This window comes from Flavitalea flava (assembly GCF_054461575.1).
Genome location: NZ_JBTLQH010000001.1, coordinates 583884 through 609459, shown reverse-complemented (window position 1 = coordinate 609459; position 25576 = coordinate 583884). Strand labels below are relative to the sequence as shown.

The window sequence follows — 25576 nt, the reverse complement described above, 5'->3', positions numbered from 1 at the left end:
CTTATTTCTTCGTTTGTGGAATGGCTGCAGTTGAATGGCTGCCATAGATATCTCTTCCATTCCATTTCCATATATAAAACAGGGCAAATATATAAGGCAAAAAACCAAGCAGAAAGGAAAACTGCAGACTGGTTATATCAGCCAGTTTACCTTGCAGTACCGGCAGTAAAGCCCCTCCCAGAAATCCCATGGTCAACAGCCCGGAGGCAATCCCAGTGTTACCGCTGAGTCCTTCTATGGAAATGGAGAAAAGTGTAGGAAAAAAGATGGATACGAAAAAACCTATGGCCGTATAAGCTGCCAGTGCAAGCCAACCATCCGCCAGAATTACAGGGACCAATAAAAAAAGGACAATCACCAATCCAAAAACCAGGGTAATAACCGGCTTTATTTTCTTTTGGAGAAGGGATCCAGCCAATCTTCCCAGCGCAAACACAGCAAAATAAACGGTAAACATTTTTTGAGACTGATGGGCGCTTAACCCGGCAAGATTTTTATCTTCTGCAAAGTTCCGGTAAAAGCCAAAAAGGCATGCTTCGAAACCCAGCACCAGGAAAAGCGAGATAAAACCCAATATTATTTTGGGCTGAACCCAAATGGATGGCTGACCACTCTTACTCTTGTTTAGTTCCTCACCGTCAAACGAACCTTCTTTTTCTTTCCCCTGACTGCCTTTAATACGAAAGGTATAAAAGGCCATTACCAGCAGCACCAAAGCCGTTATTATAAAAATGTTTTGCATGTAGGGTATTTTCCCGGCAATGGAAGGGATACTATCAGGGATCACCATGACCAGCAGGAGCGGAGCGATGATCTGCGCGATTGCACCCAATGCACTCCCGGTATTCAACCGGCTTGAACTGCCACGCTCCTCTCCCAGTACCGATAATAAGGGGTTGCCTGCTACCAGTTCCATATTAAAAGCGATGCCTAAAATAAAGAAGGCAATCAACAATAGGCTGTAATTACCCGATCGAAGGCCTGGAACGATAAGGAATGTGCCCAAAGCAAAAAGCAGCAGCGATACGGCAAGGCAATTTTTAAACCCGATCTTACGGGTCAGCCATCCGATCCCGATCGAGAAAAATACAAAAGGAATATTTTTAGCAAACAGTATATACATCTGACCGGTATACGAAAGATTAAAAAGCGCCTTAAATTCGGGCAAAAAAACGCCTTCAAAACATTGCGCCAACCCGCAAATAAAATAGATGGCATATACCTGATACAGCAATGGCTTGTTACGGATCTCCATATATTTATTTTATACTATCGATAACCAATACCCAATCCTGCCCATAGCCCCAATTGGGAGGCTGAAAAGCCAAATACTGCTCCTTGGCTGTAACCTGCGCGACGGTGGATATTCCGTCGCGCGGATTAAACCAGCTATATTTCAAGGCGCTGCCAGCCAAAAGTCCGGTATTAAGCCGGAATCTTTTCCCGGTCGGGGAATAAACGAAGGCATAACTACCATCATCTGCCCGGGTAGCCGCCAGGTAATCTTCCCCTTCCTCCTGCAGGTCCGCGATCAGCGATTGATCGGGGATCAGGCAAAGTTGTGGCCTCCCTGTCATTAAATTTTTCACATGCCTCATTTGTGACGCGCCGGCCAGGTCGAGAGCGTCTTTCCAAAAGTAGATCGGAAAGTTGATTCCTTTGCGGTCCGGCGTGTAAAATTGCCAGACACTGTGGCAGCCGTAAGTATGACCGAATGCCCCGGAAAACAGGTTCCAGTAAGCATATTTTCTGACATCCGCATCGGAGGAATATCCATTCTCGAAAGGCTTAAACCCTAAACCATGTGCCTCATAAACAGGTTCTCCGTCGATGACGGGTTTAACCGGAATCCGTGCATAATCTCCTGCGACCTGGCTGAATGTGTTTTTTTGTTTGTCATGACCTGTCTGGAGCATATTAAAATCCAGCCAGTCATCCTGATGAAACCAACGGGAGGAGGAACCGGATTCAAATGGCTGCGGGTGAAAGCTCATCAGGGTATGCTGTTTTCCACCCACGCCATCAATGACCCCATTTGCCATCGATCGCCAGATTTCGACTGCCTTTTCATCCGGATCACGGTCACCTCCCATTATCCAGATTATATTTTTATCGTTTTTATACCGTTCACCCAGCCACCTGCCATAGGCAAAGGCATTGGAAACGGTAAAGATTTCCGGTCCTTCCGCCCAATTATATCGTTTGTCGATCTTATCTCCCCAGGCCGGCAACAAGGCCATGAATAATCCTTTCTGCGAGGCGGTGCGGATAATCCAATCCACATGCCCGAAATAGGCCTCGTTTGGTCTTTGAGGATCCAGGTCTGTCAAAGGAACCTCTCCAAAAGCATTGGGGTATCTTAATCCGTCCAATTCCGCCAACAGGACCGCCTGTATCACGGTGAATCCTTTGGAAGCCCTGTTCTCCAAATACAACTCCGCATCTTCCCTGTTAAGCCGGTGAAATAATTCCCACGCGGTGTCGCCAAGCCAAAAAAAAGGCTCACCGTCTTCGTATACTAAAAACCGTTTGTTGCCGGACAGTTTTAATCTTCGGTCTTTCGGCATAGTGTTTATTTGTTATCCGGTACCGGGTAATTTTTGTCTGCGTCATCGGCGATCAGGATCCAATCCTGCCCATAACCACTGCCGGGAGGCGTAAAGAAATGAGTTCCTTTGTTCACGATCATATCGGATTTTATCGTCTTGCCGCTGCGGGGGTCATACCAACAGGTATTCAGGTTTGAACCGCTTATTTTTCCCAAATTTAGGGTAAACGGTTTTCCTGCTGCCGTGTAGACGAACAGATAATCCTTTCCCCTTGCAGCCTGGATCCGCTCCGACGCGGCGAGCCCGTTCTCCAGAATCAGCGATTGATCAGGTAAACGATCTGAAGCAGGCCTTGCCAGGATAAGCTGTTTAACGTACTTCATCTGGTTGGCGCCTGGAAGTTCCATAGCCTGCTGCCAGTATATATGCGGGCCATTGACGGCGGGACGATCGGGGGAATAGAACTGCCAGATATCATGACAGCCATAGGTATGTCCGCAAGCCCCGGCGAATAATTCAAGATAGGCATATCTCCTCACGTCATACGCAGTCGAAGTGCCCAGATCCTGCACGTTGAAACAAACGGGATGATCTTCATAGATCGGTTCGGCATCAAGCACGGGTTTAACGGGCATCCGTTCATAGGAATCCTTTATCTTTTCATAGACGGCTGCGTCACGGCAATGTCCGTTCTGGAACATATTAAAAGAGAACCATTCATCGTCATAAAAAAATTCTCCCGAGCCACGGGCATTTGGCTGAGGGTGATAGCTGATCATGGGTTTACCCACCGGACCCACCCCTTCGGTGATGCCTGCCGCCATTTCGCGCCATAAATCGATCTGTGTTGGATTCTGCGGATTCCTGTCGCCTCCAAGTATCCAGATAATGTTCGTCCTGTTCTTATATCGCTTACCAAGCCATTTACCATAAATTTTCGCATTGGCAGGGGTAAAAATCTCCGGGCCTTCTCCCCATGCCTTATTTACCTTGTCTCCCCAGGTTGGTAAAAATCCGATGACCAATCCGTAAGTATTCGCCAGATCGATCATATCGTCCACGTTGCGAAAATAGGCTTCGTTGGGTTTTGCAGGATCGTCATTCTTCAAGGGCAGATTGCCGAAAGCATTCGGCGAATGCAGACCATTGAATTCAGCAAGGGCAACCGCCTGAATGACGGTGAAACCCTGTTCACTTCTTCGCTTGAAATATTGACCGGCCTGAGCCAGGGTAAGGCGGTGAAATAACTCCCAGCCGGTGTCCCCAAGCCAGAAAAAGGGTTTACCCTCTCTTAGTAAATTCCTCCCGTTACTGCTGACGGTGAACTGGGCAAATCCCGTCATAAAAATGACAGGAAAGAGTAAGGTCAGCAGAACCTTTTGCAGTTTGCCGGTTCCGGTAGCATATGGCATGATCCGCATACGTCAGGTTGATTTTTATTACTTCTACGAAAATATAAAATCTGCGCGGCAAATAATAGCAGGACAATCTATCTTCCCGTAATATCCCTTACCTGCTCCTTTATATCCTCCATCTCGAATATTCGTTGCCAGTTTTCCCGGAAAAGGATGGGTTTTGCCCGTTTGCTGATCTTATAGGCCGCATCGCTGAACGATCCGTTAACCTCCCTGAACAGAACGGCCATCTGTATCCGTAAATGTCCCAGCACAAAATCCCTGGCGGCATGCTCAGGTACGCCCAGAGAGACGATCTTATCGTAACCTTCTTTGACTACTTCCATACAGGTCTGCGCCAATGTTTCTACCATAGCGGGCTCCAGTATCGCCATTTGCTCCAGCGAAATCCGATGGGTATGATCAATGGGGGCATACATGTGTTCTGCGATCATACGGCCCAGATCGTAATGGGGTTCCGCGCCAAATAGTAAAGCAACGACAATACTCTGTTTAGCCGATATCCCGCCGTAAAAATCCCTGAATGCCTCTTCGGTCGGTTCCCAATTGAAAACGGAAGGATGGCAGGGATGGGCTATCACATACCCAAGATCGTCCCGGTGGTAAACAGCTCCATCCAGGGGAGCCGCCGGGTCCAGCGTCAATACCAGTGCACCTGGTTTCATGAGCGGTATGATCCTGGCGGAAAGATCCCTGATCGCGATATCCGGCAAGGCCAGTATGACCGCATCGCTTGCAGGAAGGGCGTCTTCTTGTCCGGAGACCTCGACCCCGCGCTGCTTCAGCGCGGAAATGCCCGCTACTCCTACTTCAAGATAGTGAACCTTATATTGGGGATTTTTCAGAAAATTATCTGTCAGCCGAAGACCCATTTTTCCTCCGGCGCCTACTAAAGATATAGTTATCATATTTAATTTTATTTTTTTTATAAGGTGTTACTTTTTTCATGAATTCCCTGCAAGACCCGGTATGGTTTTAAGATACCGGATGGCCTGATCCGCCCATGACCGTTCTTTTTCCAGGGTAAGATCAGGATCCGCTTCCGGGGGTACCCACTGTTCCAGGATGCAGGTTTCGCAACGATGATAGGGCATGAGTTGTGCAATCAGGCCGGGAATGTCCAGCATGCCCTGGCCCGCTATTCTGCCGTCCATGATAAAACCCTGTCCATGCGGCATTCTCCGGATCCCGAAATCCTTTATATGCAGGTTTACTGTATAAGGAGCCAGCAATTCGCCCACGGCATCGATGCCCTCGGCCGCGCCCAGTGAATTTGCGGTATCCAGGCAAATTCCTACCTGTTTGGAACCGATCTTTTCCATGACCTCTTTAAGATCCTTTGCCTTGAATCTGTCGTGATTCTCCAATGCCAGTATAAGGTTGTTTTGTTCCAAAACAGGTAATTGCAACCGGATGCTCCTGATTATTTCATGTAGCCCGGGCCGGAAGCCTTGCTCATCGATGACAAAACGGAGTACCCTGGCATTCATCCGGCCACAGATTCCGATATACCTCTCCAGGAGTTCCGGGGTCATTTTCCTGGCCCCGATTTCCAACCTGATTTTATGCTCATTCAACCTTTCTTTAAAAGCAATCAGCCTGTCATCCGAAAAATCATGCAAGGGAAGATTGTCCCCCACCTGTAATACCGAAATCCCATGGGATACAGCCAGGCGGATAAGATCGGTTTCATCTACCGGCCGCATCTGCACATGGTCTTTCAGATCGAAGGCCCATCCATAAGTATACGAACTGATCCCTAATTGCATAACCGCATTCAGTTTATCCGTTTTATTTTTTTGAAAAAAAAATTTCTAAAAAAAAATCCTTATTTTCGATCGCTAAATAGTAGAGTACAGTAGAGTAATGATGCTAAGCTAGGCCATTTTTTCAAAAAAAAATCATTTTCCATTAATCATGCAAAAAAAATTACGCTTCGCTGTCCTGGGTTGCGGGTACTGGTCTCAATACCAGATCAAGGCATGGTTCGAGCTTGAGGGAATTGAATTGGTAGCCTTATATAACAGGACACTTTCCAAAGCGGAAGCTCTTGCCGTGCAATTCAATGTTCCCCGCTGTTATGACGATGCGGAGCAACTTTTCCGCGAAGAAGAGCTGGACTTCGTGGATATCATAACAGATGTAGATACACATCCCCTGTTTACGGCTATGGCCGCCAGGCATGGCGTTGCCGTGATCTGTCAGAAACCCATGGCCCCAACCCTGCAGGCAGGTATTAAAATGCTGAAACAATGTGACCAGGCGAATGTCCCGCTGTTCATCCATGAGAATTTCCGGTGGCAGGCCCCTATCCGGAAACTAAAAGAAATAATGGACAGCGGCATTATCGGCATTCCTTTTAAAGCCAGGGTTAGCTTTTGCTCTGCCTTCCCTGTGTTTAATAACCAGCCTTTTCTGGCAGAACTAGAGAAATTCATACTAATCGATATTGGTTCGCATATCCTGGATATATGCCGTTTCCTTTTCGGTGAAGCCGAGTCGCTATATTGCCAGACAGCCACCGTAAACCCGTCTATCAGAGGGGAGGATGTAGCCAATGTCATGATGAAAATGAAAAGCGGGATTCATTGTTATGCCGAAATGAGTTATTCATCCATCCTGGAAAAAGAATCCTTTCCCCAGACATTTGTCCTACTTGAAGGCGCGGGCGGATCCCTTCATTTAACACATGATTTCGAATTGAAGGTTACTACGCCCCGGCAAACGGTTCCTACCATTGTAAGCCCCGTCTTCTACCCCTGGGCAGACCCGGATTATGCGGTGGTCCATAGCAGCATTGTGGATTGCAACCGGAATATACTGGAAGCGTTGCAGGGGAAAACAAGTGCTGAAACCACAGGGGCCGATAACCTGGAAACCGTTAAACTTGTTTGGGCGGCCTATGAATCGGCGAAAACAAATACTTTATTGAAACTGGAAAATCTGCCTGTAATGCAAAAATGAGCCCCCGTAATATGCATCTACGATTGCAGAATATCACCAGACTATTTTCGGGCATTAAAGCCCTTGATGGAATTTCCCTGGAAATTTATCCCGGAGAGGTTCATGCCATCTGCGGAGAAAACGGCGCTGGAAAGAGTACCCTCATGCATCTTATAGCGGGAAATCAGCAACCGGATAGCGGGGCCTTTTTTCTGGACGGAACCCCGGTGGTATTTGCCAAACCTGCGGATTCTATCGAAAGGGGAGTCGGCATTGTCCACCAGGAAAAGAGTATAAGCGCTGCTTTGAGCGTCGCCGAAAACATTTTCCCCGACCGCCAGCCCCGTAACCGGTTTGGTTTTATCGACTTAAAAAGACTCCATAAGCAGGCTGCCGGCTTACTCCGGCAATTGGGATTACCGGATATTAATCCATCAATACCGGCAGGCATGCTCTCCTCCGCTCAACAGCAAATGATAGAGATAGCCAAATCCCTTGCTGTAAAACCCCGGTTGTGGATATTGGACGAACCTACCGCTTCCCTTACGCAGCAGGAGACGGCGATACTCTTCCGTATTATTCTGGATTTAAAACAATCCGGTGTGGCTATAATCTATATTTCGCATCGTATGGCCGAAATTGGAGTTATTGCGGATCGTATCACCGTTCTGAAGGATGGAAAATGCCAGGGTAGTTTTCCTGCAGGCGAGATTTGTGAGGACAGGCTTATTCGCTTAATGATCGGTCGCGAAATAAAACAGACGTCATACCGGTCAACGGTCCGAAAAGATATAGCGCTCGGCCTTCATGGCCTTTCCGGTGAACGGTTCTCGGATATCAGCCTGGAATTGCATAAAGGTGAAATATTCGGCCTGGCCGGTTTGGACGGTTCGGGCAAGGGAGATTTGGCCAGGGCCATTTTTGGAGCCGGACGTATTCAGACAGGACAAATAAAGCTACAGGGGATCGCCGTCTCTATACGAACTCCCGCAGAAGCTGTAAAAAACGGTATTGTCTATTTGCCGGAAGAACGCAAATCGCTGGCCGTTTACCCTCAATTGAGCGTGATGGAAAATATGTTGGCTGGAATGGCAGGTCGTCCTTCGTCCTGTGGATTCATCAACAAAAAAGAAATGCGAAGAATGCTTGCCGGCAATAAGACCGCACTGGGTATTAAGATGTCTTCTTTGGACCAGGAAATTCAAACCCTAAGCGGTGGGAATCAACAAAAAACAATTCTGGCCAGGTGCCTGAGCACCGGTCCCGATATCCTGATTGCCCATGAACCCACCCAAGGTGTCGATATAGGCTCCAAGAAGGATATCTATGATCTTTTGAAACATTTGACCACTGAAGGAAAAAGTATTTTACTGATTTCAGGCGAATTATCCGAACTGCTTTTATTATGCGACCGGATCGGGGTTATGCGTATGGGCAAACTGGTGGCTATCCTCTCCAAGGAAGAGGCGACGGAGGAAATCCTGATGCGGTTTGCTGCCTTATAAGAATCGCCGGGATAAGGTCCCATGTAATTTAAAAATGTTGTTTATGAATCCGGGAAAATATCTTCAAAACAGAGTCATCGCCTTAGGGTTAACCCTGGCCTTGGTATGCGCGGGAGCGGCCATCGTATTTCCGGATACTTTTTTTACGGCACAGAATTTTTCGCAGATTCTCCTTAATTTTTCCATCGATGCCATTGTCGCAGTCGGCATGATGATACTTATGATATCCGGAATGTTCGATCTGTCCGTAGGTTCCCTGGTCGCTTTTTCCGGAGGCCTGGCTGGCTATCTGATGTATTATTACCAGATGAATTTCCTGGCAGCTACCCTGGCGGCGCTGACCGGCTCCTTGTTTGTCGGTCTCACCAATGGATTTCTCATCGCCAGGGCAGGGATCAATCCAATGATCCAAACCCTTGCCATGATGGGCATCCTGCGGGGCTTCGCATTAATGCTCAGTGGCTCAGGTATTCAGCATTTCCCTTATGGCTATCTTTATTTTGGTCAGTCGAAGCTTCTCCATTTACAAGCGCCCATTTGGTATATGGCTATTATTGTAGTCGTTCTTTCGATATTGGTAAAAAATAGCTATTTTTTCCGGCGCTACTATTTCATCGGCAGTAATGAAAAGGCCGCCTATTTATCGGGAATTCCCGTAAGGCGTATGAAGATATGGGCTTTTGTCATTGCTTCTTTTCTCGCCGGGATTGCAGGGATATTACTATCGTCCCGACTGGGAGCCGCTTTCTCAACCTCCGGAAGGGGGATGGAATTACGGGTGATCACAGCCGTTATTTTAGGCGGCGCCAGTCTTTCGGGAGGCCAGGGGAAAATACCGGGTGCTTTTCTGGGGACGGCATTTATGGGTATTATAAACAATATCCTGATCATTGGCCGTATTTCCGGTTATTGGCAGGAGATTATATTGGGAACCATATTGATCATTGCCGTTGCACTTGACAGACTCTTAAAAAAGAGCACCGGTTAAGAATAAAAATTACAGGATGAAAATGAACCTTTTTTGCTGTTTCTGTATGGTCTTGCTGACACCTTCCTGTGAGCCGCCTCCCCTCGATGGTAAAAGCGATGCCTATAATCCTATCCTCACACAAAAAGACCATAACGCCGGTATCCTGCCTACTTCCGGCAAAGAAGAATATATCATGATCACCACCTCTATAAACCTACCCTTATACGTACGACATGAACAGGCTGCCTTCCTGGCCTGGGGCCGTAAAATGAATATCAAGACCACTATTCTCGGACCGGCCGAATGGGATGTGTCTGCACAAATTGCAACAATCGAGCAGGTAATTCCTTCGCACCCGGCTGGCCTGCTGATCAACGGCACCGACCCGGGAATCGCGCAGGCCATCAATAAGGCCGTTGACGCCGGTATCCCCACTATTGTTTATGATTCGGAGATACCCGGTTCCCGCAGGCACTGTTTTATCGGGAGTAATTGGTACGAAATGGGCAGATTGTTAGGAGAACGAATGGTTAAGCTTCTGCAGGGAAAAGGTAAAGTAGCTTGTTTGGGAATATTAGGCCAGGAAAATATGGAAGCCGGCATGCTGGGCTTACAGGATGTAATAAAAAAATACCCGGCCATTCATTTTATGGGTAAATATGATGATAAAGCCAACGTAGAAACAGCAGCTAAAATAACGGCAGACCTGATAGCAGCCAATCCGGACCTTGAAGGCATTGCCGGATTCGACTCCAATTCAGGACCCGGGATGTGTCTGTCCGTCAGGGAAGCAGGCAAAGCCGGAAAGATAAAGCTAACCTGTATAGATGCGGAACCAGAACATGTAAGATTGATAAAAGAAGGAATACTGGATTATGCCGTAGGTCAAAAAAGAGAATTGTTCGCCACCCTCGGCGCCCAATTCCTGTTTACGATGCGACATCCCTCTCTACAATTCTCTCAAAATGATACCCGTGCAGGAATATTACCGGTACCGGACAAAGTATCAACCGGCAGTATCGGGGTTGACAAACAAAATATAAGCTTTTTTTAATGTCCCCAATACCCAAGGAAACAGAGGAGCAATTGTTCACCGGATCTCCTTCGGAATTGCATGAACGTTTATTTTTAAAGGCGGGCTTGCTCACCTGTGTTTATGAAAATGGATGGATTCGTTATATCTCGTATGGACAGGAGGAACTTATCCGTAAAGTATACTCCACCGTGAGGAACGAGAACTGGCTCAATGTCCCGTTTGGGATCCGGGACCAGACTGTCGTGCAGGGTTCCAGTTCCTTTCTGATAACTTATTTCTGCGAATATGGGTGGAAAGATGCCCTTTATAAGGCTTATGTCACCATCCGGGGAACCTCCGCCAACGAAATCAGCTATTCATTCGAAGGAGCTGCATTATGCTCTTTCCTGCGTAACCGGATAGGCATATGTCTTCATTTGCCTATTGATACCTGCCAGGGACGTGAAGCACTGGTAGAACATTCAACGGGAATACCGGAAACGAAATTATTTCCCATTCGGGTTTCCCCTCACCAGATTTTCCAGGATATACGATCTGTCACCTGGACCACCCAACAGAATACACAGATCGCCGTTAGTTTGAAGGGGGATGTATTCGAGGCAGAAGATCAACGAAATTGGACCGACGCTTCCTATAAGATATATTCGACGCCGCTCAGTGAAGTTTATCCCATAATGGTCGCAACAGGAGATAAGGTTCATCAGTCAGTAGTCATAAAAGTAATTATCCCTGATTACCCGGAAACCAAAGATTACAGACCGGAAACCAAAGATTACAAACCTGAAACCAAAGATTACAGAGAGGCCTTTCCTGTAAATCTGGTAATTGGGGAATCTTCCTATCCATTCCCTTGTCTGGGTTACAGCAAAGGTCCTGTCTTAGGGGAGTCGACCGGTGCCCAAATCCTGCTGTTGCAACAGGTGCCCTTCGACCATTACCGGGTCGATATAAGACTCTATTTGGATTGGTATCCTTATTGGCGGGAGGCCTTAACCGATTGCCAACGTCTTAAGGTAAGGATGGAACTGGTCATCTTCTTTTCTGATAATTATCTGGAGGAAGGCAAGGTCTTGTTACGGGCCTTAAATGGCGAAAGTCGATTTATTCAGTCCGTTCTTCTCCTGGATGAAAAACACGATTTCACTCCCCTTTCCCTTCAGGATGAATTAATACCCCTGTTTAGATCCTTATATCCGGATATTCAATATGGGATTGGCACCGATGGTTTTTTCGCAGAGTGGAACCGTAATTTTAAAAGGAACAGGTTGGTCGATTTTACAGCTTATTCGATCAACCCCCAGATGCATGCGGATGATTATTTATCCTTGGTAGAGAACCTGGCAGCGCAGGCCCAGACGGTTAAGACCGCAATCGAAGTGGCACCGGAATTGCCCTTAGCCATTTCCCCCATTACCCTGAAAATGCGTTATGATACTTGTTTAGCAGGCAGATCACCGATTAGAAATTATATGTCTCCCTGGGAAGCAGATTCCAGACAATCTTCCTTATTCCTGGCAGCCTGGACCTCCCTGGCTATAAAATACCTGGGTCGTGCACAAAAGATCACTTTATTTCAGGGTATAGGTCCCGGGGGCATTATGCCCGATCATCAGGATAGTCAGGAACAGCGTGTATATCCTGTATATTTGTTACTGCAGGAATTGTATGCTTTTAAACCGGTTCAGCTCCTGCACACCCTCTCAGAGCGGCCGCTGGTTGCAGATGTCCTGACAGTTGCCAACCGGCAGGGGGAACGACTATTCATTTTATGCAATTTTACAGGCTCCAGTCAGGAAATCCACTGGTCAATTCCACAAAAGCCGGGTAACCGGCTAAGCGTAAAAGAACTGACAACGGCTAATTACAACACCTTCCTTTCCAATCCTTCCTCTTTCCTTTCTTTAAGATATCGTCCTGCGGAAATCTGTCCCGTAGAAAGGTTGTTGAGGCTACCGCCATTCAGTATTGTATTCCTCAAAGAGATATGACATTATTTAAAAAATTGTATATTGCGGATCAGTATACTATACTCTACTATCCCAGGAAAACAGCACCTTAACTTATTAGCACCAATTAGTTTAATTGAAGATTATGGCATTCAGACAGTCGAATTCAAAACAGGAGTTGATATTGGTTGACGATAATCTGCCAAAACCTAAATATCTTCAAATCGTTGAGAATATTATTATCTCCATAGAAAAGGGGATAATATCAAGAGGTGATCAGTTGCCCTCCATCAGCGAACTTGCTGAAGAATATCAATTGGCCAAGGCAACCGTATCAAAGAGCTACGATGAATTAAAGGCCCGGGGCGTTATCATGTCCAAGCATGGAAAGGGTTTTTATGTCGCCAGTACCAAAGTACGTAATGAATGGAACGTTTTTGTCCTCTTCGATACTTTTAATGCCTATAAGGAAGTGCTGTATAATGCTTTTAAAAATTCGCTCCCGGTTAGCTCACAGATGAGCGTTTATTTTCATCACTACAACAAAAAACTGTTTGCAAGTCTGATTGAAAATAACCTGGGAAATTTCAACAGTTATGTCATCATGCCTCATTTCGATACGGATGTATCCTCTATTGTGGCAAAGATACCCAAAGAGAAATTGCTGATCATCGACAAAGATATACCCGCACTCCAAAACGGGTATGCATCCGTTTTCCAGGATTTTGAGAAGGATGCCTTTAATTCTTTAATGCAGGCGGCTCCCTTGTTACGTAAATATGAGAAACTCATTATCAGCCTCGGAAAAGACCATTTCCAATATATCCCTTCCGGCATTATTGCAGGGATTAAAAAATTTGCCAAAAATGCGAATATGCCTGTTTCCTTTTCCGAGCAGCTCGATGTAAACCGGATTAAGACCGGAGAAGCCTATTTGCTTTTCTCTGACAGTGACCTGGTAAAATTCGTGAAGCAAGTCTATTCGCATAAATGGCAGGTGGGGAGCGACATCGGTCTGATCTCCTATGACGATACCCCTTTAAAAGAAATACTGCTTAATGGCATTACCACTATTTCCACTGATTTCGAACTGATGGGCAAAACGGCCGCCAGGATGATCGTTGAAAATACCAAAGTAAAATTCCATAACCCCAGTAAACTGATCATCAGACAGACCCTGTAACTATTTCTTTACCATTTATTGCTCCCCTAAACTATTGTATCTATTGACTATTGTATACCAAAAAATACGATCCTGGCACTGCTGCCCTGGAAATCTGCCTGTATGATGGCCCGGCCGGCAGCATCATAACTTACTTTCGTATCCGGAGTATGCCATACCTGCCTGTCAACGGGATGTTCCGTTATATACTGGTACTGGCCCGCCTTATTAGCGAAGAGAGTGACCATTCCTCTGCCCGTAACCCCATTGATCTTTTCTACAATTTCCGGGCTATCGCCGGGTTCTCCGATTCGAAATAGTTCACTCAAGGTAACATCGCCCCTTACCTGCTTATATTTATCCAGTACGGTATGAAAAAGTTCGATGCCTTCCGGCGAGGTCTTGAGAATTTCACCCCAGATCCCATTTTGGCCTGCTATTAGTGAAGCCACATTAATGAGCTGCGAATTTCGGGGCTCATCAGGTTGATAATGGGTTAGAAAAAGGATGGAAGGAATCCATTTGTCATAGGCCAGCACCGAACGCGTGATCCATCCCCTTGCAGGACCCGGATTGACAAATATATTCGTATTACCATTCGATAGAGGGCTTTGGCCGGGGACCGCCAGGTTATAATTATCAAAATAAGGACCATTGTTCATGATAAAATATTTACCGGAGGAAAGGAATTCCAATCCCATGCTTCTGCCCGGTTCCGTGATATCGAAATCGAAAATGGCCTGCGGCGCCACCGCACATACCTTATCGATCACTTTGGACATATAAGTTGGTAGCTGGAAAGCATAACTGTCGGCTCTTTCCTGCCGGCTATTGGTTGCCGTTCCGTGGTAATGGCCCGGCCCGTCACATCCATATTGCTCAACTGCATCCCATTTAAAGTATACGACGCCCAGTTCCCATATAAGTTGGATCAGCTTATCGGCAAAATCATTCCAATAAGGGCTTACAAGGTCAAACCGCACACTATTTTCCGTTTCCCAGATGGGAAAAGGATTATCCTTCTTTCCCTGCCATTCCATCCTGAAGTTGGTATTCCTTTTCAACATAGCTGAGGAAAGAGCGGCGACTGTTGGATTGAACCATAAGCCTAGTTTCATCCCGTATTGGTCAAGAAGGGCTTTAACCTGGCGCAGACTATCGGGGAAAAACTGCGTATTGACCCGCCAGTCTCCGGTAGTGGTGAACCACCCTGCATCCAGCACATAGACTTCGATACCCATCCGGTGGGCCACCTCAATTTCCTTCAGCGTGATGGCCAGATTCATGCTAGACAGATATTTGCCGCCCGCCCATTTAGTCCGCTCTTGCCGACCCCAGGTATTATAATAGATATAGGGTTTGCGGCTTTCCAGGTTTTGTGATATATATTTCAAAATAAAAGTTCGGTAATTAGAGGCCAGCTTATCTTCATTCCCATCGATACCGCCAATCTCGAACCAGATCGTCTCAAAATTATGCTGGCCGTCCAGCGGTTGACCGTCCAGGTAATTTCCTTTGACAGCCTTCAAAGACACTGAATAGGCAGAAGAAGAAGCTGAATGGGCGGAAGAAAGACAAAACTCTAAAAACCGGTTCGGGAAGGTAGATCCGTGCTCATAAGCCAGCAAAAAGGAAGAACTGTCATCTCTCCCTTCCAACATGGGTCCCATTACCGCCGAACTATCGTCGAATTCCTTTTTCCCGATCGGGAATTCTCCAGGGTGCGTAGCATGGGTTCGCTCGTTGAAATCGGATAAGCGGATTTCCTTGAAATGTGTTTGGCCCTTCAGAGATAACGAAAGGTAGCGCAATTCATCTGTTCCGTTCGGTTTACTGAAATGATGATGTCCGTTGCTCGTCAGGATATACCGAAACCTTACCATTGGGTTGTCTTTTGCCCAACGGAAGGTAATGGACAAATTTATGGATGAGTCCACCACCAGAGGCCCTTCAAAAATCTGCTCTTTGGTACCATTGGGAAGATCGGTGGCGGTATGAATGGTAAACTCCTTAACAAAGGCCTGCAACTTGTTGCTGTCGATTACAAAGACAGGTACCCCGATAGCCAGTTCTTTTCCACCTGCCATTCGGTAAGTCCATAGGTGATCACCCTTACCAGGATGAATAGTAAAAAAAGAATTTCGTATGTCTGAACCTGGTTTTTGAGTCCGGGCGGTCAAAACCAGCGTACTCAGGATGATTGTAAGGAGATATTTTTTTATATACATGCTATTATAGTAGAGTAGAGTTATGTAACGGGCAAATTACGAAAATTTGAGGATAAAAATCAGGCTATCCCTTGTTCTGCCATTCCTGGATCAGTGGCATAATCTTCTGTCCTTGACAAATAAAATAAAAGGGATGCCTCAAAAATAATTTGAGGCATCCCTTTTATTGAAAACCAAATCATCCAACTATTTATTGCCAGTTAGGATTCTGCACCAGATTCGGATTCAGCAGCAGCTCCTGGGTAGGCAGAGGATACAGGTAATCACGGTTCTCGTGAAAGGTCTTCGGGATGCTCCCGTTGACGATGATATTGCCGCCGGAAGCCCCATTTTCCAGGGTCACGTCCGTTCCCAGTTGCAGCAACTGTGCATTCGGCGTGGAGGGCTGTGTCCCCGACCAGATCACCAGGTCGGTCACGCCATCTCCATCCAGGTCAAAGTTACCCGCGCCAGGAAAGTAGGCCCCCTTGAATGGTACCGCCAGGAGGTGACCTTCCTTCCAGCGCATCAGGTCATTCCAGGTAAAGCCTTCCATTATTAGTTCGATGCGGCGTTCCCGCCTTATTTCCAGCAGGATACCGGCATTCGCTCCGCTCACCTGGGTAAATTGAGTAGCAAGATAGGGATCCGGGTTTGCATTGGCCGCTACCAGGTTCAAAGATGGCATCCCTACCCGATCCCGCAGGAGCTTAATGGACTTATCGATATCCGACTGCGTGATAGTTCCCTGTTCGGCCTTAGCCTCTGCATAATTCAACAGCAGTTCCGCATAACGAAATACAGGCAGAGAGTTAGGAGATTTCCCCAACGCGTCATTTGCCGCACCCGTAACGAATTTGATCAACTGGTAACCGGTGACCGAACCGCTGTAAGAGGGCTGCAATACTACATTCCCGTCCAGCCGGGTATAACCGGCCGTGCGAATCGTCTGCGAAAGGCGCGGATCACGGTTCTGCGTCTCTTTGAAAAATTGCAGGGTATCATAACGGGAAATATCCGTAAACCGGGAGCCGTCCTTCATCAGGTAGCTGTTTACGAAACTTTTTTCCAGACCGGGCTTACCAAAAGAAGGAGCTGTCGTATAATAGTTGACATTGTGAAAAACCTGGAGGGAGGCACTATACTGCCGCGATAAAATGATCTCATCGGAAATAGGAGCCAGCGAAGCGAACAGGTCACGATACGCAATATCCGGAGAACTTTTATAGGTAGTATATACCCCCGAATTGATCAGGGAGGAAGCAGCATCGGATGAAAGTTGGAGAAAGCGCATCGCATCCGGCAGGGAGAATTCTGTATGGTATTTCCGGAATGTACCTTCGAAAAGGCAAACCCTTGATTTCAGCGCCAGCGCCGTCCATTTTGTCACTTCCTGAACGTTCTTGCCGGTGCCCAGGTGCGCGACCGCAAAATCGATATCATTAACGACTGAGTCCATTACCAGGGTACGCGGATCACGCGCCTTGAACAATTCGGTCTTATCATTGACATCCAGGGCTTTCGAATACCAGGGCACATCGCCGAAGTGCTGTACCATGCTGGAATAGAAATAGGCGCGGAAAAATTTTGCGACAGCCAGATACTTATAGGTCACAGAGGTATCCAGGCCTCCCCGGCTGAAGTTTTGGATAAAATAATTGACGTTGCGCAGATTTGACCAGTCCCAGCCCCCGCCCGCAACCGGGATCGGCCGGTTGCCTGTCTGTTCCTGGCTAAGACCATTCAATACAATGGTGTTGGCAGACTCAGCATACAAGGTGGTGAACTCTTTTGCCGGGTTATCCGCGTCCGGCACCATATTGTCGTAGAACGACCGTACATACAACTGCAGCTCACTCTCCGAGTTAAAGCCATTGTCCGGCGAGATCTGTGAGAGCGGCTGTTGGTCGAGGATCTTGGAACAAGCCGATAGCAGCACCCAGCCCGCAACGGCACAAACAACTATTTTTTTCATTTTATAATGAAGTTTAAGGATTAGAAATTAAGATCCAGACCGAGAGAATACTGTTTGGTGAATGGATAATCACGGCCGCCGACATCAGAGGCGGATCCAGGTGCAACCTGTTCCGGATCGATATATTTCGACTTCAATTTGGTTAAGGTGACCAGATTCTGGCCTGTGAAATACAAACGCAGCCGCTGCATCTTCCATCGTTTCATTAATTCTCCTGGAAAATTATAGCCAATGGTAAGGTTCTTCAGACGGATATAAGCGATGTTCTGCAGGTATTTGTCGTTATATACGGCAAGGTCGCCTCCGGAATAGGAGCTATACCCTCTTAGCAAGGGGAAATAAGCATTGGTATTGGTCGGGCTCCAGATCTTGCTCACAAAATCTTTCGGAATAAAGGAGGTATAGGGACGACCATATTGTCCCCAGAACAAAGAAGACTCCACATTCGGATACCAGTTTTGTTTGCCGATTCCCTGGAAGAAAACCGAGAGATCAAAATTGTTCCAGTTAAAACCGGCATTGATCCCGAATGAATAGCGCGGCAGGGAATTACCTATATGCCGCATGTCACCATGATCATTGACAGTATTTTTTCCGTTATTGACGACGCCATCATTATTCAGGTCTTTAAATTTCAGGTCGCCGGCATGCAGCTTGCTCCATTCACCAGGTGAAGAAACCCGCTGATCCTGATCGATATAATCCTGGTTGATGGGATAAGCCAATGCTTCCTGGTCGCTCTTGAAATACCCATCCGTGCTATAACCCCACATTTCCCCCAGTTGCTGACCTTTATAGTAATTGGGGCTGGTAGGATCGCCAAGCAATTTATTCGGGTTATCGAATTTGGTGATCCTGGCCGTATAATCGGACAAGGCCAGGCCGAAACTGTAACCAAAGGCCTTGCCTGCCAACCGACCATTGTCCTGCCATTTTATGGAAAGTTCGAAACCGTTCGTCTCCAGGTCCCCCGCATTCTGCCTCGGCGAAGCCGCGCCGAATACTGCAGGAAGAGTCAATCCTGGGATCAGCATATTGGTAGTCCTGCGGCGATACCTGTCATAGCTGAACTGCAGACGATTCTTTAACAGGGACGCATCGATCCCGAAGTTCAGGGTCGCCGACCGTTCCCAGGTGAAATCCGGGGTCACCGGTGCAGGAGCACTCAACACCTGCGTTTTGTTACCATCGGTGACCCAGTTGGTCTGTCCGCTGTTCATGACAGGCACATACGGATAAAGAATAGACGGTTCGTTTCTATTACCCAGATCCTGGTTGCCCAGTGCACCGTAGGAACCACGGATCTTCAGTTCCGGAATGATATCGGACAGGGATCCGAAAAAAGCCTCTTTGCTGATACGCCACCCGGCAGACACCGAAGGAAAGAAACCATAACGGTGGCCGGCGGGAAACCGTGAGCTGCCGTCATAACGGCCATTTACCTCAAGAAGGTATTTTCCGGCATAGTCATAGTTCAGGCGTCCGAAGTAACCTAAAAGCGCCCATTCCCCGGCGCTGCCGTTAGCCGTCGCCGCGGTAGTTCCGAGATCTATCTGATTAAGATCATCCGAGAGCAGGTTGCGTTTTGAAACCGAAATCACCTTGAATTTCTGTACCTCTTCGTTGTAACCCACCGTAAGTTTAAGGTTATGTCGTCCCAGGCTTTTCTCATAATTTCCATACAGATTTACCGAATGATGCTGATCCGTATTGGAACTTTCCGTAAGCTGATCATTTCCTGCCTTGGCGAGGGTACCAGGATATACGGACCAGGGGATCAGTGCCTGCCGCTGATAGCTCGAATATGGCGCCAGTTCATAGGTATAGTTGCCGGTAATGGAAAGCCCCTGGAGGATTTTAGCAGTAAACCCGATCGTATTGGAAAAATTATAATTATGTGTGCCACCATGTGATTTGCCATTTTGCAGATCGGCAAACTCATAGGCGCCGTAATTGTTCAGGTTAGTGCGGAAAAAGAAAGACCCGTCCGGGTTTTTCGGCACATAAGAAGCCATGGCATGATTATAATAGCCGGTAGCATAAGGACTATAACCTGGGTAAGTATAATCATTGGCGCCGAACTGTGTATTAGTTGACACTGTCAGCCAGGAATTGACATGCGCATTTACCTTTGCCCTAAAATTATAGGCATTGTAAATATTTTTATAAAAATAAGTCTGATACATACCTTCCTGACGGTAATACCTGCCGGACAACATATAATCTACTTTTTCACTGCCGCCGCTGATATTGAAATGATGTTCCATCCCGGGCTCGCTCTTACGAAAAAGGAAATGCCACCAATCGGTATTTCCATAGTAGACGTATTGCGGCACACCTGTCCTGTTCTGGATAACAACGGAAGGCAGGGATTTATCGGTTTGCCTTTTCTTCATTTCCGCATAGTCAGCGGAGGTATAACCCGTATAGCTGTTACCCACGTTCCGGGAGAAGGCCAGATCGGCTAAAGAATCCTGAACAAATCCGTCGGTAAGGAAATCAGTTTTGGTAGTGATACTGCGTATGCTATAGCTGGAACCATAATTTATAGTCAGCCTGCCTTTTTTAGCTTGTTTTGTCGTCACCAGGATGACCCCGAAAGCACCCCTTGCTCCATAAATGGCTGCTGAAGACGCATCCTTCAGTACAGACAAGGATTCTATATCGGCGGGATTGAGCATATTGATATCGCCCGGGGCGCCATCGATGAGGATCAGCGGGCTTCCGGTGGTATTGGTGACGGATGCAAATCCGCGCACATTGAAGGTACCTGTGCTGCCAGGGCGCCCGTCACCAAAAGTAATGTTAAGATTGGGGATTGCGCCTTGCAAGGCCTGGGCTGCAGAAGAGGCAGGCCGATCCTCAAAGGTTCTGGCATCCGTCATACCAACGGCTCCGGTCAGGTTTACTTTTTTCTGCACACCGTAACCCACAACAACGACATCATCAAGACTACCGCTTTTCTCCTGAAGCCGGACCATCAATAGGTTTTTCCCAATACCTTTCACCTTAAAACCTAAAAACTCTCCTTTCTCGTAGCCGATGGTGGAAAAATGAAAATCATATTCGCCTCCTACCTGAAAAGCATGAAATACAAAGTCTCCGCTGGAATCCGTCACAGTATGATAAACCTGGCCGTTTGTTTTGTCAGTGGCTGAAACAGTGACCGCGGCCAGGGATGAACCTTTAACACTTACAACGGTACCATGAACGTCCGTTACACTTTTTTGAGCGAAGACTCCTTCGGTTAGCAGCAGGATGCATAGGAGGCATGCGATGCCCCTGAAGAGCTTTTTAGCTTTTCCCATTTGTTTTAGTTTAGCATTGTTGAAAAGATGAATTGAACCCTGGTTTACCTGATAATAAACCCATCATCGGCAGCAATCAGTGTCAGTTTGTTAATACGTGTTACTGTTTTTAAAATCAGCTCGATCGGGTCTTGGGGTAATAGCTGACCCGTGAACCAGGCATCCGAAAGGATAGATTTATTATATTGGATGGCAACATGGTAACGCTTGTGCAACAGATCCAGCACGTCTGCCAGAGGAGCATTATCGAATACCAATGTGTCGCCGGACATTTTAATATCCTTTCGTGTACGGGTGGCAAGTCCCGCCTTTTCATTCAAAGATTCAAAGCGGCTTACCACCGATTGACGCATCTTGCTGTCATATACCAACTCATCTCCTGGTTGGAGATAAAAATCCTGCATGGGTTTGGTGGGCGTGCCGGTATACCGGACCACCACTTTTCCGGAGTATAATCGCACTTGTATAGCCCCAGCGGTGCGTGTCGCCACCATAAAACGGGTCCCGAGGGCAGTAGTAGAAAACCCATTTGCATTTACCCGGAAAGGCTTATTCTTTTGCGGAGCGACAGAAAAGACGGCCTTCCCTTCCAGGAAAAGAACCCGGTCATTTTGATCATAGGCCAGGGAATCGTATCGTAAGGTGGAACCCGGAGACAAAATCACGGTCGAACCATCTGCCAGTCGTATAGTCGATGGACGTTTGACAGGCGCATTAAAGCTGGCAAGCCGCTGAATTTTTGCAGGAGGGGTCTCTACATTCACGGCAATTGCCGGATTAACGGCAAGGGTTCGTTTACTCTTGTTCCAAATGACGATTGACAGACCTGCAAACAGCAGCAAACAGGCTGCAGCCATCGCCCACCTCAAGGCCGGAAAATGGAAAGGGATCATCCGTTGCCCTTCATCTGAAGCGCTTTGCCGGTCACCTGGCTTATGGGGAATGTCATCAGTCTTCTTCGAATGATTCGCTTCGATAAAGGCAAGCATTTCCACGGGATAATTTTCCGGGTAATTACCCACCGGGGAGATCTCCGTCCATTCTGCATCACCGGAGGAACCCCGCTCTTTCTCCAGCATCCAGTCCATCACCAGCTTCGCCTCTTCCGGGGTGCATGTCCCTCTATAAAATCGATCGATCAATTGCTGGCCCGGCTGCATGGATGGTAAATTGTTTTTTTATATGTACACCGCCGGAGGAGTCAATCCCCTACCGGTAACATTTTGGTAACATTGAAATCCCGGATTCAGGAGCAGGAGCAGATTAACAGTAGTAGTAACATTTCGGACGAGATCAACCGCAGATGTTGATTGGCTTTGGTTATATGGTTCTCGACCGTTTTTACGGAAATGGAAAGTTCATCTGCGATCTCCTTGTTGGATAAACCCAGCTTTGTCTTCAGGAGGATGACTCTTTTGCGCACAGGGGACAATTGCACGGTAAGTTTATCGATATAGTCTGCCGTTTCGAATCGGCTATCGAATGGGTCGACGGCCTTTCCATCGGGAAAACGTTCCCTGATGTATTTTATTTCCCTGACTTTTTTCCTGCCCTCCTGACGGAGGTGATTGATCAGAACGGATTTGGCTATTATATATACCTGCTTCTCCGGAGGGTGGGCAAGAGAAAGAGACGAACGGTATTGATAAAGCCTTATGAAACATTGCTGGGTAAGGTCTTTGGCCATTTCCACAACACGGGTCTTCTTCATGAAAAAGTTAAATACCCTTCCGTTTAACTGGTAGTACATATTTACAAAGGCCTTTTCATTACCCTCCTTAACAGCTGAGATATCAATGATATTGTTCATGGGCTCCCGCATTTGCAGGCTCTGCAAAATTAGAGATATCCAAAAGTCATTTGACATTATCATTACATTAACAATGGAAGTGCCTAAGAAAAGCAATTAATCCTGACTTTGCCCCTCATCATAAGTTTACGTCGGGATATTGACTATGGACGGTTGGAATCCGCATCCGTGATCACGTCTATTTCAGCGTACCCCGCATCATCGTTCCCCTGGGTATTATGTAAGGCGCGAAGTTTGATGTACCGTGCCTTCACCGAGATAAATTTTTTAACCTGCCACAAAGGGTTGTTGTTGATATTGGAGAATTCCCCTTCGTCTGCCAGTTGCCATTGCTGCCCATCCGTCGAAGCGAAGAACCGGTAGTTCGTAATGACGCCTGCATGCCTGTCCTGGTCAGGCAGGTACCGGAACCCGGAAAGGTTTACCTCCTCACCCAGGTCGATCACGACATCCACCGTCATCTTCTTTTCTCCATCCTGGTGCCAGGCCGAATGCGGATCGCCATCGATAATGCCGGCCGCCTTCACATCACCGGTGCCTACTATCTTCCAATTCATGTGGGGAATATCGAATTGCTCGCGGCTCACAGGACTGCTTTTCCCCAACGAAAGATCGAAGGCAATGGCTTGCACCTCCAATTTACCGTCCGTCTTCACCGGACCTGTATATTTTTGCGATCGACTGGTCGGAATGCTGCCATCCAGCGTGTAATAGATAGCCGATTCGCTATCGGCTATGCTGATGATTATTTCTCCGGTCTTATTCCTGGTGATAGCAGGAGAGGTCAGAACAGGAGGGACATTATAGATACCAATATTGGAGATCGCCGGACAGGCTTTCGCGTCCGTAATGGTAAAACGAAGCTGAGTTGTCTTTACGGCGGGAAACCGGAGGATACGCCGATAACCGATGGTCGTAGCCTTCGCCAGCTCTTTCCAGTTTCCATCCACCATCGCCGCTACCGTAAAGGCTTTGACCCGCTGCCCCAGGCGGATATATTCCTGTGCCATAAAGCAATTAAAAATTGTAGGCTTCCCGAAATCCAGGGTCATCGATGCGGAGCTTACTCTATCATCCGTTGCCCAATAAGTAGCATTTTTACCGTCCGTCGCCTTGTCTGCTGCGAACGCTTTTGCATTACTGCGAACATTGGAAGCCGTAATTTTTACTCCTGCAGCAAGGTCCAGTGAAAATGCCACCTTTACTGCACGGGCCAACTGCAGAGAGGCCAGCGAATCATTTTTATGTATCAGACCATGTCTGTCAATCGGGAAGTTCAACAGCAAGGTCCCATTACGGCCGAACGAGCTGTAATAAGTGTCCAGCAACTGCGGCAAGGTCTTCACCCTGGAGTCCTCATATTCATGGTAGAACCATCCCGGGCGGATGGAGGTATTCACTTCGCCGGGCACCCACGCGTTCCCGTTCTCCAGTCCGTAATGCAACATATTCCAGGGGACATCTCCTGTAGAGTCCAGCAGGCTCCAGTTCGTTTCACCGACGTTGCCGCCTTCCGTTCCCACCCATCGCAGATCGCCCCTGTCTCCTCCGTCGTTCCAGATGACGATCCCGGGCTGCAGCCCGCGGATCAGCCTGTATGTATTTTTCCAGTCGTAATAGGTTTTTCTATCGATGGTCCGGGTCTCATTGGCGCCGCCGTAATAACCCGAACCGCCATTGGCCCCGTCGAACCATATTTCGAATATATCGCCGTAGTTAGTGAGCAGTTCCCTGAGTTGGTTCCTGAAATAGGTAATATATTCCGGCCGGCCATAACCGGCGTAATTCCTATCCCAGGGCGACAGGTATACGCCTAACTTCAAGCCATATTCCCTGCAGGCATTCGCCAATTCACGAACGATGTCGCCTTTACCATTTTTCCAGGGAGAATTTTTAACGGAGTACTCCGTGTATTTCGACGGCCACAGACAAAATCCGGAATGGTGTTTTGCCGTCAGGATGATCCCTTTCATACCGGCTTCCTTGCAAACGCGCGCCCATTGGCGGCAGTCCAGGCTGTCGGGGTTAAAAATTTTCACATCGTCGCCCCCGGAGCCCCACTCCTGGTCGGTGAAAGTGTTGATCGAAAAATGGAGAAAGGCATAGTATTCCATGTTCTGCCAACGCAGCTGGTTTTCGGAGGGAACCGGGCCATACGGCTTCGGTGCGTTAGGCGCGTTCTGCTGGGCATGGCTAAGGGCCGGCAAAAAAAAGAGAAATATTATGCCCCATACAAGCATTCTATTCATAGACTATTTGCTTTTAACTTATTTGACCGTGATCTTCAAGGTCCGGGAAATATTGCCTGAGGAGTTGCCCAATTGCAGAATAAAGTCTCCCGCTTCAATATTCCAATCATTTTTTGATTCGTCAAAGAATGCAAGATCGGCAATTTTCAGGTTCAACGTTATTCTCTTGCTCTCTCCGGGTTGGAGAAATACTTTTTCAAAGGATTTAAGCTCCTTTGCGGGGCGCAAAACGGTAGCGACCGGATCACTGACATACAACTGAGCTACTTCTGCGCCATATCGTGAACCTGTATTCTTTACGGTAAATTTCACATGGATCACTTCATCCTTTCCATAAACAACCTTATCCGCTGAAATCATTTGGCTGATCAATGAACGGATCTTTTCCTCCTGCTTATCGTCCTTAGGCGCCTGCTGCGCATTAGCCGCATATGTCATCATGATCCAGGAAAAACCGGTCACAAATTGTCTTACTGTTTTTTTCATCTTCTTCAACTATTT

At 47.3% G+C, this 25576-nt stretch carries 18 protein-coding genes; 6 read left to right on the top strand and 12 right to left on the bottom strand.

All coding sequences use genetic code 11. From position 1 onward, the window contains the following. Position 1: 1 nt before the first annotated feature. From ACX0G9_RS02125 to ACX0G9_RS02105, 5 genes are all read right to left on the bottom strand, one after another. Entirely contained in the window at positions 2 to 1255 is a 1254-nt protein-coding gene (locus ACX0G9_RS02125) for an MFS transporter (RefSeq protein ID WP_459063193.1), read from the bottom strand. A 4-nt stretch (positions 1256 to 1259) separates the two neighbouring features. Next, complete coding sequence (locus ACX0G9_RS02120) at positions 1260 to 2567, bottom strand: glycoside hydrolase family 140 protein (protein ID WP_459063192.1); 1308 nt, start codon at positions 2565 to 2567, stop codon at positions 1260 to 1262. 5 nt (positions 2568 to 2572) lie between these two features. Continuing rightward, positions 2573 to 3970: a glycoside hydrolase family 140 protein gene (locus ACX0G9_RS02115; protein ID WP_459063191.1), complete on the bottom strand. Its 1398-nt coding sequence runs from the start codon at positions 3968 to 3970 to the stop codon at positions 2573 to 2575. Between the two features lie 68 nt (positions 3971 to 4038). Continuing rightward, a complete protein-coding gene (locus ACX0G9_RS02110) occupies positions 4039 to 4872 on the bottom strand; it encodes a phosphogluconate dehydrogenase C-terminal domain-containing protein (protein ID WP_459063190.1) in 834 nt (277 codons plus the stop codon). A gap of 36 nt (positions 4873 to 4908) precedes the next feature. After that, positions 4909 to 5733, bottom strand: coding sequence for a sugar phosphate isomerase/epimerase family protein (locus ACX0G9_RS02105; RefSeq protein WP_459063189.1), 825 nt, complete (start codon positions 5731 to 5733; stop codon positions 4909 to 4911). A 148-nt stretch (positions 5734 to 5881) separates the two neighbouring features. Between ACX0G9_RS02105 and ACX0G9_RS02100 the strand changes: the two genes are divergently transcribed. The 6 genes from ACX0G9_RS02100 (at position 5882) to ACX0G9_RS02075 (ending at position 13547) form a co-directional block, all read left to right on the top strand. Further along, complete coding sequence (locus ACX0G9_RS02100; protein ID WP_459063188.1) at positions 5882 to 6928, top strand: Gfo/Idh/MocA family protein; 1047 nt, start codon at positions 5882 to 5884, stop codon at positions 6926 to 6928. A gap of 11 nt (positions 6929 to 6939) precedes the next feature. Beyond that, the gene (locus tag ACX0G9_RS02095) at positions 6940 to 8412 is read left to right on the top strand and encodes a sugar ABC transporter ATP-binding protein (RefSeq protein ID WP_459063187.1); all 1473 of its coding nucleotides are present in this window, start codon (positions 6940 to 6942) and stop codon (positions 8410 to 8412) included. A 43-nt stretch (positions 8413 to 8455) separates the two neighbouring features. Beyond that, positions 8456 to 9400: an ABC transporter permease gene (locus ACX0G9_RS02090; RefSeq protein ID WP_459063186.1), complete on the top strand. Its 945-nt coding sequence runs from the start codon at positions 8456 to 8458 to the stop codon at positions 9398 to 9400. A gap of 16 nt (positions 9401 to 9416) precedes the next feature. After that, positions 9417 to 10436 carry a substrate-binding domain-containing protein gene (locus ACX0G9_RS02085; protein WP_459063185.1) on the top strand — a complete coding sequence of 340 codons (1020 nt, stop codon included), beginning with the start codon at positions 9417 to 9419 and terminating at the stop codon, positions 10434 to 10436. Beyond that, the gene (locus ACX0G9_RS02080; RefSeq protein WP_459063184.1) at positions 10436 to 12406 is read left to right on the top strand and encodes a hypothetical protein; all 1971 of its coding nucleotides are present in this window, start codon (positions 10436 to 10438) and stop codon (positions 12404 to 12406) included. The genes ACX0G9_RS02085 and ACX0G9_RS02080 overlap by 1 nt, the downstream gene beginning before the upstream one ends. A gap of 103 nt (positions 12407 to 12509) precedes the next feature. Then, entirely contained in the window at positions 12510 to 13547 is a 1038-nt protein-coding gene (locus ACX0G9_RS02075) for a GntR family transcriptional regulator (protein ID WP_459063183.1), read from the top strand. A gap of 47 nt (positions 13548 to 13594) precedes the next feature. Here the strand turns inward: ACX0G9_RS02075 and ACX0G9_RS02070 are convergent, their stop codons facing one another. From ACX0G9_RS02070 to ACX0G9_RS02040, 7 genes are all read right to left on the bottom strand, one after another. Beyond that, positions 13595 to 15754 (bottom strand): alpha-galactosidase, encoded by a 2160-nt coding sequence (locus ACX0G9_RS02070; protein WP_459063182.1) that lies wholly within the window; start codon positions 15752 to 15754, stop codon positions 13595 to 13597. 190 nt (positions 15755 to 15944) lie between these two features. Continuing rightward, positions 15945 to 17708: a RagB/SusD family nutrient uptake outer membrane protein gene (locus ACX0G9_RS02065; RefSeq protein WP_459063181.1), complete on the bottom strand. Its 1764-nt coding sequence runs from the start codon at positions 17706 to 17708 to the stop codon at positions 15945 to 15947. Positions 17709 to 17728: 20 nt separating this feature from the next. Continuing rightward, positions 17729 to 21016, bottom strand: a complete 3288-nt coding sequence (locus ACX0G9_RS02060) for a SusC/RagA family TonB-linked outer membrane protein (protein WP_459063180.1) — start codon at positions 21014 to 21016, stop codon at positions 17729 to 17731. 44 nt (positions 21017 to 21060) lie between these two features. Continuing rightward, a complete protein-coding gene (locus tag ACX0G9_RS02055; RefSeq protein ID WP_459063179.1) occupies positions 21061 to 22176 on the bottom strand; it encodes a FecR family protein in 1116 nt (371 codons plus the stop codon). An 86-nt stretch (positions 22177 to 22262) separates the two neighbouring features. After that, entirely contained in the window at positions 22263 to 22826 is a 564-nt protein-coding gene (locus ACX0G9_RS02050) for an RNA polymerase sigma factor (RefSeq protein WP_459063178.1), read from the bottom strand. A 143-nt stretch (positions 22827 to 22969) separates the two neighbouring features. After that, positions 22970 to 25075, bottom strand: a complete 2106-nt coding sequence (locus ACX0G9_RS02045; RefSeq protein WP_459063177.1) for an alpha-L-fucosidase — start codon at positions 25073 to 25075, stop codon at positions 22970 to 22972. Between the two features lie 18 nt (positions 25076 to 25093). Beyond that, positions 25094 to 25561, bottom strand: a complete 468-nt coding sequence (locus tag ACX0G9_RS02040; RefSeq protein ID WP_459063176.1) for a fibronectin type III-like domain-contianing protein — start codon at positions 25559 to 25561, stop codon at positions 25094 to 25096. Between the last annotated feature and the right edge of the window lie 15 nt (positions 25562 to 25576).

What these genes read in the sequence shown, in the direction of transcription:
- ACX0G9_RS02105 (WP_459063189.1), bottom strand. Translation starts at nt 5,733, where the DNA reads ATGCAATTAGGGATCAGTTCGTATACTTATGGATGGGCCTTCGATCTG.
- ACX0G9_RS02115 (WP_459063191.1), bottom strand. Translation starts at nt 3,970, where the DNA reads ATGCGGATCATGCCATATGCTACCGGAACCGGCAAACTGCAAAAGGTT.
- ACX0G9_RS02055 (WP_459063179.1), bottom strand. Translation starts at nt 22,176, where the DNA reads ATGCAGCCGGGCCAGCAATTGATCGATCGATTTTATAGAGGGACATGC.
- ACX0G9_RS02120 (WP_459063192.1), bottom strand. Translation starts at nt 2,567, where the DNA reads ATGCCGAAAGACCGAAGATTAAAACTGTCCGGCAACAAACGGTTTTTA.
- ACX0G9_RS02040 (WP_459063176.1), bottom strand. Translation starts at nt 25,561, where the DNA reads ATGAAAAAAACAGTAAGACAATTTGTGACCGGTTTTTCCTGGATCATG.
- ACX0G9_RS02070 (WP_459063182.1), bottom strand. Translation starts at nt 15,754, where the DNA reads ATGTATATAAAAAAATATCTCCTTACAATCATCCTGAGTACGCTGGTT.
- ACX0G9_RS02060 (WP_459063180.1), bottom strand. Translation starts at nt 21,016, where the DNA reads ATGGGAAAAGCTAAAAAGCTCTTCAGGGGCATCGCATGCCTCCTATGC.
- ACX0G9_RS02080 (WP_459063184.1), top strand. Translation starts at nt 10,436, where the DNA reads ATGTCCCCAATACCCAAGGAAACAGAGGAGCAATTGTTCACCGGATCT.
- ACX0G9_RS02050 (WP_459063178.1), bottom strand. Translation starts at nt 22,826, where the DNA reads ATGAACAATATCATTGATATCTCAGCTGTTAAGGAGGGTAATGAAAAG.
- ACX0G9_RS02090 (WP_459063186.1), top strand. Translation starts at nt 8,456, where the DNA reads ATGAATCCGGGAAAATATCTTCAAAACAGAGTCATCGCCTTAGGGTTA.
- ACX0G9_RS02065 (WP_459063181.1), bottom strand. Translation starts at nt 17,708, where the DNA reads ATGAAAAAAATAGTTGTTTGTGCCGTTGCGGGCTGGGTGCTGCTATCG.
- ACX0G9_RS02110 (WP_459063190.1), bottom strand. Translation starts at nt 4,872, where the DNA reads ATGATAACTATATCTTTAGTAGGCGCCGGAGGAAAAATGGGTCTTCGG.
- ACX0G9_RS02075 (WP_459063183.1), top strand. Translation starts at nt 12,510, where the DNA reads ATGGCATTCAGACAGTCGAATTCAAAACAGGAGTTGATATTGGTTGAC.
- ACX0G9_RS02045 (WP_459063177.1), bottom strand. Translation starts at nt 25,075, where the DNA reads ATGAATAGAATGCTTGTATGGGGCATAATATTTCTCTTTTTTTTGCCG.
- ACX0G9_RS02125 (WP_459063193.1), bottom strand. Translation starts at nt 1,255, where the DNA reads ATGGAGATCCGTAACAAGCCATTGCTGTATCAGGTATATGCCATCTAT.
- ACX0G9_RS02085 (WP_459063185.1), top strand. Translation starts at nt 9,417, where the DNA reads ATGAAAATGAACCTTTTTTGCTGTTTCTGTATGGTCTTGCTGACACCT.
- ACX0G9_RS02095 (WP_459063187.1), top strand. Translation starts at nt 6,940, where the DNA reads ATGCATCTACGATTGCAGAATATCACCAGACTATTTTCGGGCATTAAA.
- ACX0G9_RS02100 (WP_459063188.1), top strand. Translation starts at nt 5,882, where the DNA reads ATGCAAAAAAAATTACGCTTCGCTGTCCTGGGTTGCGGGTACTGGTCT.